Origin of the sequence: Kitasatospora sp. NPDC089509, assembly GCF_044749365.1 — a bacterium.
Lineage (GTDB): Bacteria > Actinomycetota > Actinomycetes > Streptomycetales > Streptomycetaceae > Kitasatospora.
The window spans coordinates 81,765-95,876 of sequence record NZ_JBIVHS010000021.1 but is presented as its reverse complement, the minus strand read 5'-3'; the positions used below and the strand labels follow the sequence as shown (position 1 = coordinate 95,876).

General features: G+C 69.1%; 10 protein-coding genes. All 10 read left to right on the top strand.

The annotated features are described in order from the left end of the window. Positions 1-43: 43 nt before the first annotated feature. Entirely contained in the window at positions 44-1,876 is a 1,833-nt protein-coding gene (locus ACIP4P_RS33140) for an ABC transporter family substrate-binding protein (protein ID WP_400924821.1), read from the top strand. Between the two features lie 281 nt (positions 1,877-2,157). Beyond that, the gene (gene typA / locus ACIP4P_RS33135) at positions 2,158-4,062 is read left to right on the top strand and encodes a translational GTPase TypA (RefSeq protein WP_350511822.1); all 1,905 of its coding nucleotides are present in this window, start codon (positions 2,158-2,160) and stop codon (positions 4,060-4,062) included. Between the two features lie 432 nt (positions 4,063-4,494). Further along, complete coding sequence (locus ACIP4P_RS33130) at positions 4,495-6,141, top strand: ABC transporter substrate-binding protein (protein WP_350511823.1); 1,647 nt, start codon at positions 4,495-4,497, stop codon at positions 6,139-6,141. A 141-nt stretch (positions 6,142-6,282) separates the two neighbouring features. Then, positions 6,283-7,212 carry an ABC transporter permease gene (locus ACIP4P_RS33125; RefSeq protein WP_400924818.1) on the top strand — a complete coding sequence of 310 codons (930 nt, stop codon included), beginning with the start codon at positions 6,283-6,285 and terminating at the stop codon, positions 7,210-7,212. Then, complete coding sequence (locus ACIP4P_RS33120) at positions 7,205-8,146, top strand: ABC transporter permease (protein WP_400924816.1); 942 nt, start codon at positions 7,205-7,207, stop codon at positions 8,144-8,146. The genes ACIP4P_RS33125 and ACIP4P_RS33120 overlap by 8 nt, the downstream gene beginning before the upstream one ends. 19 nt (positions 8,147-8,165) lie before the next feature. Continuing rightward, positions 8,166-9,218: an ABC transporter ATP-binding protein gene (locus ACIP4P_RS33115; protein WP_400924814.1), complete on the top strand. Its 1,053-nt coding sequence runs from the start codon at positions 8,166-8,168 to the stop codon at positions 9,216-9,218. After that, complete coding sequence (locus ACIP4P_RS33110) at positions 9,211-10,227, top strand: dipeptide ABC transporter ATP-binding protein (RefSeq protein WP_350511827.1); 1,017 nt, start codon at positions 9,211-9,213, stop codon at positions 10,225-10,227. The genes ACIP4P_RS33115 and ACIP4P_RS33110 overlap by 8 nt, the downstream gene beginning before the upstream one ends. A gap of 212 nt (positions 10,228-10,439) precedes the next feature. Continuing rightward, on the top strand, positions 10,440-12,068 hold the full coding sequence (locus tag ACIP4P_RS33105) for an ABC transporter substrate-binding protein (protein ID WP_400924812.1): 1,629 nt from the start codon (positions 10,440-10,442) through the stop codon (positions 12,066-12,068). 112 nt (positions 12,069-12,180) lie between these two features. Then, the gene (locus tag ACIP4P_RS33100) at positions 12,181-13,107 is read left to right on the top strand and encodes an ABC transporter permease (protein WP_350511829.1); all 927 of its coding nucleotides are present in this window, start codon (positions 12,181-12,183) and stop codon (positions 13,105-13,107) included. Then, entirely contained in the window at positions 13,100-14,098 is a 999-nt protein-coding gene (locus tag ACIP4P_RS33095; RefSeq protein WP_400924810.1) for an ABC transporter permease, read from the top strand. Before ACIP4P_RS33100 ends, ACIP4P_RS33095 begins: the two co-directional genes overlap by 8 nt. Positions 14,099-14,112 lie beyond the last annotated feature (14 nt).

The following is a 14,112-nucleotide window of genomic DNA, read 5'->3' as shown; positions in this document are numbered from 1 at the left end:
GTCGGCACCGGCCGGGCCGGGCGGGCGGCGTTCGATGGCCGCCATGCGCGTCCGCCAGCTCACCGCCGCAGCCGTCGCGCTGCTGCTCGCCGCCGGTCTCGGCGGCTGCTCCGACGACCCGGCCCGCGGGCCCTCGGCCGCACCGGCCCAGGCCGATCCCAGCGCCACCACCGGGGACGTCCGGCCCGCCGACCGCGGCGCCGTCCGGGACGGCGGGACGCTGCACTGGGCGCTGGACGGCGTCCCGGCCACGCTCAACGTCTACCAGCGGGACGCCGGCGCCGACGCGGCGCTGCTCGCCCACGCGCTGTACCCCTCGCTGTTCCGGCCCGACGAGCACGGCCGGCTCGTCCCCGACCCGGACTACCTGGTCGGCGCCGAGTCCACCCCGCCCGGGCAGCAGCCGCAGGTGGTCACCTACCGGCTCAACCCGCACGCCGTCTGGAGCGACGGCACCCCGCTGTCGGCCGCCGACCTCACCGCCCAGCGGGCCGCCCTGTCCGGGCTGGACCCGGCCTACCGGGGCACCCGGGCGGCCGGGTACGACGCCATCGACTCGGTCACCCCGGGCGGCGATCCGCACGAGGTCAAGGTGACCTTCCGGCGGCCCTACGCCGAGTGGCGGGCGCTGTTCGGGCCGCTCTACCCGGCCGCCGAGACGTCCGGGCCGGAGGCCTTCAACCGGGCGCTGACCGGCACCGGCCACCTGAGCGCCGGACCGTACGCCCTCACCCGGTACGACGCCGAGGGCGGGCAGGTCACCCTGGAGCGCAACCCGCTCTGGTGGGGGGACCTGCCGAAGACCGACCGGATCGACTTCCTGGCGTCGGCGCCCGAACGGCGGCTGGACGCGCTGGACCAGGGCCGGCTGGACGTCGCCCCGCTCACCGCCGCGGTGGACCGGGCGGAGCCGGCCGCCCCCTCGGCGGCGCCCCCCGCCGATCCCTCGGGCGGTGCCACCGCCGCGCGCACGGGCGGTGCCGCCGCCGCTCCGCCCGCCCCGCCCGTCCCGGCGCCCGAGGCGGCGGCGCTCGCGCTGCGGCGGGCCGAGTCGCTGCCCGGGGTCACCGTGCACCGGGCGTCCGCCGCCTCGCTCACCCAGCTCACCCTGAACGCCACCCGCGGCCCGCTCACCGACCCGACCGTACGGAAGGCGATCGGCCGGGCCGTCGACCGGCGGCGGATCGCCGAGGCCGCGCTCGGCCCGCTCGGCCTGCCCGGCGCCCCGCTCGGCAGCCACCTGCTGGCCGCGGACCAGGACGGCTACCGGGACGACAGCGCCGCGACCGCACCGGCGGAGCCGGCCCGGCTGCTGGACGAGGCGGGCTGGAAGCTGGCCAGCGGCGCCACCCGGACCAAGGACGGCAAGGAGCTGGCCCTCGGCCTGCTCGTCCCGGCCGGTTCGGCGATCGCCCGGCGCACCGCCGACGCGCTGGCCGCCGACCTCGCCGAGTACGGGGTCGTGGTGCGGCTGCAGACCGCGCCCGCCGGGACCTTCGTCCAGGACCACCTGGCCGCCGGGGACTACGACCTGGCGCTCTTCTCCTGGCCGGTCGGCCCCAGCCCGGCCGCCGAACAGCGGGCCGCGTACGCCAAGCCCCGGCCGGATCCGGACGGCACGCCCGACGTCGGCGCCAACTACGGCCGCAGCGGCACCGAGGAGATCGACCGGCTGTTCGACCGGGCGGCCGCCGAGCTCGACCCGGCCGCCCGGTTGGACCTGCTCCAGGAGGCGGACGTCCGGATCTGGCAGCTCGGCCACTCGGTGCCGCTCTACCAGCGGCCCGAGTTGGTCGGGGTGCGGACCGGGGTCACCGGGGTCGGCGCGTTCGGCTTCGGCTGGCCGCGGTTCCAGGACGTGGGCTGGAAGCGGTAGCCGTCCCGGGAGCCCGGCGGGCGGCGAACGGCGGGCGGTCGGCACGCGACCGGCGGGTGACGAGCGGGTGACCCGGTTGTGATCTTGATCCCGCCCGACCTGCTCGTTTCTGCCCCGCTGGGCGCTTCCCCGTACCATAGGGAAAAGCCGAGGCATGTCCAGATGCCCGGCGGGTGGACCGGTAGTAGCAGGCGGAACGGGTGGCGCGGCCGAAGGGCCGCCGGTGCGCGTCTCGCGGCCGGGCCCGCCGTAACCCACGATTCCGGGAGAATCAGCTAGGCATGCCCACGCGCAACGACATCCGTAACGTCGCCATCGTCGCCCACGTCGACCACGGCAAGACCACGCTGGTCGACGCCATGCTGAAGCAGGCCGGCGCCTTCGCCGCCCACCAGCACCTCGACGACCGCATGATGGACTCGAACGACCTGGAGCGCGAGAAGGGCATCACCATTCTCGCGAAGAACACGGCGGTGAAGTACCACCCGAAGGACGGTGGCGCGCCGATCACCATCAACATCATCGACACCCCGGGCCACGCCGACTTCGGTGGCGAGGTCGAGCGCGGTCTGTCGATGGTGGACGCGGTCGTCCTGCTGGTCGACGCCTCCGAGGGTCCGCTGCCGCAGACCCGCTTCGTGCTCCGCAAGGCGCTCGCCCAGCGCCTGCCGGTCATCCTGTGCATCAACAAGACCGACCGTCCGGACTCCCGGATCGACGAGGTCATCAACGAGACCTACGACCTGTTCCTCGACCTGGACGCGGACGAGGAGCAGATCGAGTTCCCGATCGTCTACGCCTGCGCCCGTGACGGCGTCGCGTCGCTGACCAAGCCGGAGAACGGCACCGTCCCGGCCGACAGCACCAACCTGGAGCCGTTCTTCTCCACCCTGCTGGAGCACGTCCCGGCCCCCAGCTACGACGAGGACGCGCCGCTCCAGGCCCACGTCACCAACCTGGACGCCGACAACTTCCTCGGCCGCATCGCGCTGCTCCGCGTCGAGCAGGGCGAGCTGCGCAAGGGCCAGACCGTGGCCTGGATCAAGCGCGACGGTTCGATCCAGAACGTCCGCATCTCCGAGCTGCTGATGACCGAGGCGCTCACCCGCAAGCCGGCCGAGGTGGCGGGCCCCGGTGACATCTGCGCCGTCGCCGGCATCGGCGAGATCATGATCGGCGAGACCCTGGCCGACCCGGAGAACCCGATCGCGCTGCCGCTCATCACGGTGGACGAGCCGGCCATCTCGATGACCATCGGCACCAACACCTCGCCGCTGGTCGGCCGCGGTGGCTCCGGCAAGGGCGCCGACGCCAAGGCCGGCGTCAAGGTGGACCGCAAGGTCACCGCCCGCCAGGTGAAGGACCGCCTGGACCGCGAGCTGATCGGTAACGTCTCGCTGCGCGTGCTGGACACCGAGCGCCCGGACGCCTGGGAGGTGCAGGGCCGCGGTGAGCTGGCGCTGGCCATCCTGATCGAGACCATGCGCCGGGAAGGCTTCGAGCTGACCGTCGGCAAGCCGCAGGTGGTCACCAAGCAGGTCAACGGCAAGACCCACGAGCCGGTCGAGCGCCTGACCGTGGACGTGCCCGAGGAGCACATGGGTGCCGTCACCCAGCTCATGGGCATCCGCAAGGGCCGGATGGACAACATGTCCAACCACGGCTCGGGCTGGGTCCGGATGGAGTTCGTGGTGCCGTCCCGCGGCCTGATCGGCTTCCGTACCGAGTTCCTCACCAACACCCGCGGCACCGGCATCGCCCACTCGATCCACGAGGGTCACGAGCCGTGGTTCGGCCAGCTGACCACCCGCAACAACGGCTCGCTGGTCGCCGACCGGGCCGGTGTGGTCACCGCCTTCGCGATGACCAACCTGCAGGAGCGCGGCGTGCTCTTCTGCGACCCGGGCACCGAGGTGTACGAGGGCATGATCGTCGGCGAGAACTCGCGCGCCGACGACATGGACGTGAACATCACCAAGGAGAAGAAGCTCACCAACATGCGTTCCTCGAACGCTGACGTGGCCGAGTCGATCGTCCCGCCGCGCAAGCTCTCGCTGGAGCAGTCGCTGGAGTTCTGCCGCGAGGACGAGTGCATCGAGGTGACCCCGGAGACGGTTCGCATCCGCAAGGTCGTCCTCGACCAGAAGGACCGCGGCCGCACCGCCTCGCGCGCCAAGAAGGTGTGATCCGGACGGCTTGATCGGCCTTTGGCCGGAATGCTTCGCCCCCCTTTCCGATGGAGAGGGGGGCGAACTTTTTCAACTACTCCAAGTTGCCCGGGCCGCTATTCACCGAATAGCGCTCATCACACCCAGGTGTCCGCTGAGCGAACGTGACAGTTCGTCATCCGTGACGACTGTCCGTTTGGTGCCTGTCTGGCTATGTCTCATATGTCCGGTTTTCGAAACTTACCGACTGTTCATGTGACCTAATTGAGATCGTCACTGGTCACTTTCGTGTCCGTGCGTGACGGATAGTGGGTGCAGTCAGGCTCGGGTCAAGGGTGAACGCGCAGGGGTGCGCGCCGAAACCACGAGCGCGGACGGCAATGCGGACCCGGTGATCACCGTTCCGCGCTGCCTTCCTCGTCGCAAACGTCGAATTCAGGAGGCACACCGATGCGTGGTGTGAGCCAGGCCAAGTGGGTTGTCGCAGCTGTTGCTGTCGCGCTCGCCGCGACTGCTTGTAGCAGCAGCGGCAGCAGCGACACCTCCGGCGGGAGCTCGGACAGCGCCGCGGTCGACCCGAACGGCACGTTCAGCTTCCAGAGCGCGGAGCCGCAGCGCCCGCTGCAGCCGGCCAACGCCATGGAGAACCAGGGCGGCCGTATCGTCAAGCAGCTCTTCACGGGCCTCGTCGACTACGACCCCGCGACCGGTGCACTGCGCAACCAGGTGGCCGACAAGATCGAGACCACCGACGCCAAGAACTACACCGTCACGCTGAAGTCCGGCTGGACCTTCCACGACGGCACCCCGGTCACCTCCAAGTCGTTCGTCGACTCCTGGAACTGGTCCGCCAACCCGGCCAACAACCAGATCAACTCCGACTGGTTCTCCGACATCGTCGGTTACGACGCCGTCCACCCGGACAAGGGCGACCCGACCGCCAAGGAGATGACCGGCCTCAAGGTCGTCGACGACACCCACTTCACCATCGAACTGACGCAGCCCGTCTCGTACTTCACGTACAAGCTCGGCTACTCGGCCTTCTTCCCGCTCCCCACCGGGTTCTTCAGCGACCCGAAGGGCTACGGCGAGAAGCCGGTCGGCAACGGCCCCTACCAGTTCGTCTCGTGGGAGCACAACAAGGCCATCACGCTGAAGGCCTACGACAAGTACACCGGCACCAACAAGGCGAAGAACGGCGGAATCGTCTTCCGCAACTACACCGCCCCCGAGGCCGCGTACAAGGACCTCATGTCCGACACCCTGGACGTGCTGGACCAGGTCGACTCGACCGACCTCCCGAAGTACAAGGACGACCTGGGCAAGCGGGCGATCGACCAGGCCCAGGGCGCCATCCAGAACATCTCCTTCGCGATGTACCAGCCCGAGTGGCAGGGTACCGACAAGGCCAAGGTCCGCCAGGGCCTGTCGATGGCGATCGACCGCGACACCATCACCAAGACCGTGCTGAACAACAGCCGTCAGCCCGCCGACTCGTTCGTGGCGCCGGGCGTCATGGGCTACAAGGCCGGCACCTGCGGCGACGCCTGCAAGTACGACCCGGCCAAGGCGAAGCAGCTCATCGCCGACGGCGGCGGCGTCCCCGGCAACAAGATCACCATCCTCTACAACTCCGACGGTGGTCACAAGGAGTGGGTGGACGCGGTCTGCAACTCGATCAAGCAGGCCACCGGTGTCGAGTGCCTCGGCGACCCGAAGCCCGACTTCAAGACCTCGCGTGACATCGTCACCAAGAAGCAGGTCTCCAGCATGATGCGGACCGGCTGGGTGCAGGACTACCCGCTGAACGCCAACTTCCTGCGCGACGTCTACGGCACCGGTGCCGCGGCGAACGACGCCAGCTACTCCAGCCCCGAGTTCGACGCGCTGGCCAAGCAGGCCGACGCCGCCACCACGGTGGAGAAGACCGCGGAGCTGTACCAGCAGGCCGAGGCCGTTCTGGCCAAGGACATGCCGGCGATCCCGCTCTGGTACTACAAGACCAACTCGGGTTACTCCAACAACGTCCAGAACGTGAAGTTCAACTCCTTCGGCGACCCGGTCTACACCGACGTCGAGGTCAAGAAGAAGAAGTAATCGGTCGGCACCGCCTGACCCGGTGACAACGGCCGGTGCCCGTCCCATCCCCACAAGGGCGAGGACTGGCACCGGCCGTTGGCACGCCGACTTATCTCTTGCCGGGTTGACGGGCCCGGCAGAGTCATACATGGAGGCACGATGGGGCGCTTTGTCGCGAGGCGACTGCTCCAGATGATCCCGGTGTTCCTCGGAACAACCGCACTCATCTTTTTCATGGTGCACGCGCTGCCCGGTGACCCGGTGGCAGCGATGTGGGGCGACAAGGCGCCGGACCCGGTGCAGCTCGCCGCGCTGCGGCACCAGTACGGGTTCGACAAGCCGCTGGTCAGCCAGTACCTGGACTACATGGGCAAGCTGCTCACCGGCGACTTCGGCACGTCCCCCCTGGACGGACGTCAGGTGATCGACAAGATCACCGAGGCGCTGCCGGTCACGGTCCGGCTCGCGCTGTTCGCGTTCGCCATCGAGATCGTGCTGGGCATCGGCATCGGCCTGTTCGCCGGTCTGCGCCGTGGCAAGGCGTTCGACAAGGGCGCGCTGGTCTTCACCCTGCTGCTGATCTCGATCCCGGTCCCGGTGCTGGGCTTCATCTTCCAGACGATCTTCGCGACCAACCTCAAGTGGGTCACCCCGACGGTCCAGGACAGCATGGACCTCACCCAGCTGGTGCTGCCGGCTCTGGTGCTCGGCTCGCTGTCGCTGGCCTACGTCGCGCGTCTCACCCGTACCTCCATAGCCGAGAACATCAAGGCCGACTACGTCCGCACCGCGGTGGCCAAGGGCCTGCCGCGCCGGAAGGTGATCGGCACCCACCTGCTGCGCAACTCGATGATCCCGGTGATCACCTTCCTCGGCACCGACCTGGGCGCCCTGATGGGCGGCGCGATCGTCACCGAGGGCATCTTCAACGTCAAGGGCGTCGGCAACGCGCTCTACCACGCGATCAACCTGAAGGACGGTGCGACGGTCTCCGGCTTCGTCGCCTTCCTGGTGCTCGTGTACCTGGCCGCCGGCCTGATCGTCGACCTGCTTTACGCGGTCCTGGACCCGAGGATCCGTTATGCCTGACCTGACCAAGAACGAGACGGTCGAGGAGACCCCGGCCCAGACCGCCGTCGTGGCGGCCGCCAAGCCCGAGAAGCCCCGCAGCCTCGGCTCCGACGCCTGGCACGACCTGATCCGCAAGCCGATCTTCGTGATCTCCGCGCTGCTGATCCTGCTGCTGATCGTCATCGCGATCGCCCCGGGCCTGTTCACCTCGGTGGACCCGCGCGCCGGCGACCTGCGCAACCACTACCTGACGAAGCCGGACTACACCCACTTCTTCGGGGCGGACTGGTTCGGCTACGACCTCCAGGGCCGCAGCATCTACGCCCGCGTCATCTACGGCGCCCGCGCCTCGGTCGTGGTCGGCATCTGCGTCACCGTCGGCGTCACTATCCTCGGTGGCATCACCGGTATGCTCGCCGGCTACTTCGGTGGCTGGATCGACACGCTCATCTCCCGCATCACCGACATCTTCTTCGGCATCCCGCTGCTGCTCGGCGCCCTGGTGATCCTCAACGCCTTCACCTCGCGCACCGTCTGGAGCGTGGTCTTCGCGCTGGTCGCCCTGGGCTGGACCCAGATGACCCGTGTCATGCGCGGCTCGGTGATCACGATCAAGCAGTCCGACTTCGTGACCGCGGCCAAGGCGCTCGGCGCCGGTACCGGCCGGATCATGTTCAAGCACATCCTGCCGAACGCGGTCGCCCCGGTGATCGTGGTCGCGACCATCGCGCTCGGCGGCTACATCGCCACCGAGGCCACGCTGAGCTTCCTCGGCATCGGTCTGCAGGACCCGACCATCTCCTGGGGCATCGACATCAACTCGGCCCAGAAGGTGATCCGTACGGCGCCGTTCGCCCTGTTCTTCCCCGCCGGCATGCTGAGCCTGACCGTGCTGGCCTTCATCATGCTCGGCGACGCGGTGCGCGACGCCCTCGACCCGAAGCTCCGCTGAGAGAAGAGGTGACGACCCGATGACCACCGTGATCGAGAACAACCAGCAGAATGACGACCGTCTCGAAGTCGGTACCCCGCTTCTGGAGGTCAAGGACCTCCACGTGGAGTTCCACACCCGGGACGGCATCGCCAAGGCCGTGAACGGCGTCAACTACTCCGTCGCGGCCGGCGAGACCCTCGCCGTCCTCGGCGAGTCCGGCTCCGGCAAGTCCGTGACGGCCCAGACCATCATGGGCATCCTGGACATGCCCCCGGGCAAGGTGACCCAGGGCGAGATCCTGTTCCGCGGCCAGGACATGCTCAAGATGAGCAACGAGGAGCGGCGCAAGGTCCGCGGCCGGAAGATCGCGATGATCTTCCAGGACGCGCTGTCCGCCCTCAACCCGGTGCTCAGCGTCGGCTACCAGCTCGGCGAGATGTTCCGGGTGCACCAGGGTGCCTCCAAGGCCGAGGCGAAGGCCAAGGCCATCGAGCTGATGGACCGGGTGCGCATCCCCGCTGCCAAGCAGCGCGTGAACGACTACCCGCACCAGTTCTCCGGCGGCATGCGCCAGCGCATCATGATCGCCATGGCGATGTCGCTGCAGCCCGACCTGATCATCGCCGACGAGCCCACCACCGCCCTGGACGTCACCGTCCAGGCCCAGGTGATGGACCTGCTCGCGGAGCTGCAGGCCGAGTACAACATGGGCCTGATCCTGATCACCCACGACCTCGGCGTGGTCGCCGACGTCGCGGACAAGATCGCCGTGATGTACGCGGGCCGGATCGTCGAGACCGCCCCGGTGCACGACCTGTACGCGAACCCCGCGCACCCGTACACCAAGGGTCTGCTCCGTTCGATCCCGCGCCTGGACCAGAAGGGCCAGGAGCTGTACGCGATCAAGGGTCTGCCCCCGAACCTGCTGAAGGTTCCGGCCGGCTGCGCGTTCAACCCCCGCTGCGACGTCGCCACCGACCTGTGCCGCACGGAGACCCCGGCGCTGCACCACGTGACGGACAAGGACGGCGCGGAGCTCGCCGGCCGCCGCAGCGCGTGCCACCTCTGGAAGGAGACCCTCCATGGCTGAGAAGATCCTGGAGGTCAAGGACCTGGTCAAGCACTACCCGCTGACCCAGGGCGTGCTCTTCAAGAAGCAGGTCGGCGCGGTCAAGGCCGTCGACGGCATCAGCTTCGAGCTGGAGAAGGGCGAGACCCTCGGCATCGTCGGCGAGTCCGGCTGTGGCAAGTCCACGCTGGCCAAGGTGCTGATGAACCTGGAGCGGGCCACCTCCGGCCAGGTGCTGTTCAAGGGCGAGGACATCTCCACCCTGGGCGGCTCGGCGCTCAAGGCCGTCCGCCGCAACATCCAGATGGTGTTCCAGGACCCGTACACCTCGCTGAACCCGCGCATGACGGTCGGCGACATCATCGGGGAGCCCTTCGAGATCCACCCCGAGGTGGCGCCCAAGGGCGACCGCCGCAAGGCGGTCCAGGACCTGCTGGACGTCGTGGGTCTGAACCCGGAGTACATCAACCGGTACCCGCACCAGTTCTCCGGCGGTCAGCGCCAGCGCATCGGCATCGCCCGCGGCCTCGCGCTCAAGCCCGAGATCATCATCTGTGACGAGCCGGTCTCCGCCCTGGACGTGTCCGTCCAGGCGCAGGTGATCAACCTGCTGGAGCAGCTGCAGGGCGAGTTCGGCCTGTCGTACATGTTCATCGCGCACGACCTCTCCATCGTCCGGCACATCTCCGACCGCGTCGGCGTGATGTACCTGGGCAAGATGGTCGAGATCGGCTCCGACGAGCAGATCTACGAGAACGCCACCCACCCGTACACCCAGGCGCTGCTCTCCGCGGTGCCGGTGCCGGACCCGACGGCGCGCGAGTCCCGCGAGCGGATCATCCTCAGCGGTGACATCCCCTCGCCGGCCAACCCGCCGTCCGGCTGCCGCTTCCGCACCCGCTGCTGGAAGGCGGAGGACCGCTGCGCCGAGGAGATCCCGCTGCTGGCGATCCCGACCACCCTGGAGGGCCCGGCCGCGCACGAGTCGGCCTGCCACTTCCCGGAGGTCCGGGAGTCGGCCGCGGCCTGACGTCCCGTACGCACCCGGAAGGGCCCGTGGCTCCGGCCACGGGCCCTTCCGGCGTTCCCGGGGGCCGCTCCGGCGTGCTCCCCGGGACGGACGCCGCGTCAACTCGGGAGGGGGGTCACGGCACCCGTCCGGGTGCACCCGGCTCGCGCCGTCGCCGAGGGCCGCTTCTCATGGGGTGTGATGCGACACACACCCCATGAGGAGGGACCTCCATGCCCGTAGCCGCCCGTGCCCGCCTGGTCCTCGCCGCTGCGACGTCCGTGGCCCTGGTGGCCACCGCCGGGTGCAGCAGCGGGGGTGGAGGCGGCGGCAGCAGCTCGTCGGACGCCGGCAAGTCCTTCAGCTACCAGAGCAGCGAGCCGCAGAACCCGCTGCAGCCCGCCAACGCGAACGAGGTCGGCGGCGGTCGCATCATCCAGAACCTCTTCAAGGGGCTGGTGGACTACGACCCGAGCAACGCCAAGATCCGGATGCAGGTCGCGGACAAGATCGACACCAGCGACTCGCAGACCTTCAACGTCACGCTGAAGGACGGCTGGAAGTTCCACGACGGCACCCCGGTGCACGCCAAGAACTTCGTCGACTCCTGGAACTGGTCCGCCAATCCGGCCAACGGCCAGATCAACAGCTCCTGGTTCTCCGACATCGAGGGCTACCAGGACGTCCACCCGGCCGGCGGGAAGCCGACCTCGGACAAGATGTCCGGACTGACCGTCACCGACGACCTGCACTTCACCGTCAAGCTGAGCCACAAGGTCTCGTACTTCGAGTACAAGCTCGGCTACATCGCCTTCTCCCCGCTGCCGGACGGCTTCTTCAAGGACCCGGCCGGGTACGGGCAGAAGCCGGTCGGCAACGGGCCCTACCAGTTCGTCAGTTGGTCGCACAACACCGAGGTGGTCACCAAGGCCTTCGCGGACTACCAGGGCGTGGACAAGCCGAAGAACGGCGGCATCGTCTTCAAGATGTACACCACGTCCGAGGCCGCCTACGCGGACCTCCAGTCCAGCAACCTGGACGTGATGGACCAGGTGCCGCCGTCCGCGCTGGCGACGTACAAGGGCGACCTCGGGGACCGGGCGGTGGACGCCCCGCAGGGCGCGATCCAGAACATCGGCTTCACCCTCTACCAGGCCGACTGGTCCGCGCCGGACAAGGCCAAGGTCCGCCAGGGCCTGTCGATGGCGATCGACCGCGACACCATCACCAAGACCGTGCTGCAGGGCTCCCGCAAGCCGGCCACCGCCTGGGTCGCCGAGGGCGTCGAGGGCTACAAGGACGGCGCCTGCGGCGACTACTGCAAGTTCGACCCGGCCAAGGCCAAGCAGCTGATCCAGGACGGCGGCGGCGTCCCCAACAACAAGCTGCTGATCACCTACAACGCGGACGGCGGCCACAAGGAGTGGGTCGACGCGGTCTGCAACTCGATCCGGCAGAGCACCGGCGTCGACTGCCTGGGCGACCCGAAGCCCGACTTCAAGACCGCCCGCGCGGCGATCACCGCGCACCAGCTCAACGGCGCCTTCCGCACCGGCTGGGTGCAGGACTACCCGCTGAACGCCAACTTCCTGTCCGACGTGTACCGCACCGGCGCGGCCTCCAACGACTTCGGCTACAGCAGCCCGCAGTTCGACGACGCGGCCACCAAGGCCGACGAGGCCGCCAGCGTCGCCGACACGGTGACCGGCTACCAGCAGGCCGAGGCCGTGCTGCCGAGCGGCATGCCCGCCATCCCGCTCTGGTACTACCGCACCAACTCGGGCTACTCGAACAAGGTGCAGAACGTGAAGTTCGACTCCTTCGGCAACCCGGCCTGGACCCAGGTCGAGGTCAAGGGCTGATCGGCCCCACACACGGCCCCGCCCTCCCCGCACGGGGGGCGGGGCCCGGTCCTCTCGGCCGACCGGCCCGGGTCGGCCACGCGCGCAGGGCGCGCCCTGGAAGGAGGCTCGGATGGGCAGTTACGTGCTGCGGCGGGTGCTGCAGATGATCCCGGTGTTCTTCGGCACCACGCTGCTGATCTTCCTGATGGTCTACACGCTGCCGGGTGACCCGGTGGCGGCGCTGTTCGGGGAGAAGGCGGCCGACCCGGCCGTGGTGGCCAGCATCAAGCACAAGTACTTCCTGGACCAGCCGGTCTGGAAGCAGTACCTGCACTACATGGGGAACCTGTTCCAGGGCGACTTCGGCACCAGCTTCACCGGCCGCCCGGTCTCCGACATCATGGCCGGCGCCTTCCCGGTCACCATCCGGCTCGCGCTGCTGGCCTTCGTGTTCGAGATGGTCCTCGGCCTCGCCCTCGGTCTGGTCTCCGGGCTGCGGCGCGGCAGCGTCGCGGACACCCTGGTGCTGATCCTGACCCTGGTGGTGATCTCGATCCCGGTCTTCGTGCTGGCGTACATCGCCCAGACCGTCTTCGCCACCAACCTCGGCTGGGTCACGCCGACCGTCCAGGACAGCTATGACCTGTCCCAACTCGTGCTGCCCGCCGTGGTGTTGGGCTCGCTCTCGCTGGCTTACGTGGCCCGGCTGACCCGGACCTCGATCGGCGAGAACCTGCGGGCCGACTACATGCGCACGGCCGTCGCCAAGGGCCTGCCCCGGCGCACCATCGTGCTGCGGCACCTGCTGCGCAACTCGCTGATCCCGGTGATCACCTTCCTCGGCACCGACCTGGGCGCCCTGATGGGCGGCGCGATCGTCACCGAGGGCATCTTCAACGTGCAGGGCATCGGCAACGTCCTGTACCGGGCGATCAACACCAAGGAAGGACCCACCGTGGTCGGCATCGTGACCGTCCTGGTGATCGTCTACCTGGTCGCCAGCCTGCTCGTCGACCTGCTCTACGCGGTCCTGGACCCGAGGATCCGCTATGCCTGACCTGCACGACGAGGACTCGACCAAGCCGAACCCCAAGCCCGGCGTCGCGCGCTTGGACTACGCGGGGGAACAGGGCATGGCGGTCGAGCAGGAGACCCTGGTCGAACGCGACGTGGAGAAGCGGGAGGAGGCCCGCAGCCTCTGGGGCGACGCCTGGCGGGACCTGCGCCGGCGGCCGATCTTCCTGATCTCCGCGGTGCTGATCCTGCTGCTGGTGGTGATGGCGGTCTTCCCGTACGCCTTCACCGACGCCGATCCGCGCCGGGCCGACCTGGTGAACGACTACCTGCGCCGGCCGAACTGGGGCGACGTGTTCGGGGCCGGCTGGTTCGGCTACGACGCCCAGGGCCGCTCCATCTTCGCCCGGGTGGTGTACGGAGCCCGCGCCTCGATCACCGTCGGTGTCTTCGTGACCGCCGCGGTCACCGTGCTCGGCGGGCTGACCGGAATGGTCGCCGGGTACTTCGGCGGCGCGGTGGACGCGGTGATCTCCCGGATCATCGACATCTTCTTCGGCATCCCGCTGCTGCTCGGCGCCCTGGTGCTGCTGAACGCCTTCGCCACCCGCACGGTGTGGAGCGTGGTGATCGCCCTCGGCGTGCTCGGCTGGACCCAGATCGCCCGCGTCATGCGCGGCGCGGTGCTGACCGTCAAGCAGTCCGACTACGTGATGGCCGGCCGGGCGCTCGGCGCCGGGACCGGACGGCTGATGTTCCGGCACATCCTGCCGAACGCGATCGCCCCGGTGATCGTCGTCGCCACCATCGCGCTCGGCGGCTACATCGCCACCGAGGCGACGCTGAGCTTCCTCGGCATCGGTCTGCAGGACCCGACCATCTCCTGGGGCATCGACATCTCCTCCGCCCAGAAGGTGATCCGCACGGCACCGTACGTGCTGTTCTTCCCGGCCGCGGCGCTCTCCGTCACCGTGCTGGCCTTCATCATGCTGGGCGACGCGGTGCGCGACGCCCTCGACCCGAAGCTTCGCTGAGCGAGGGGAGCGCG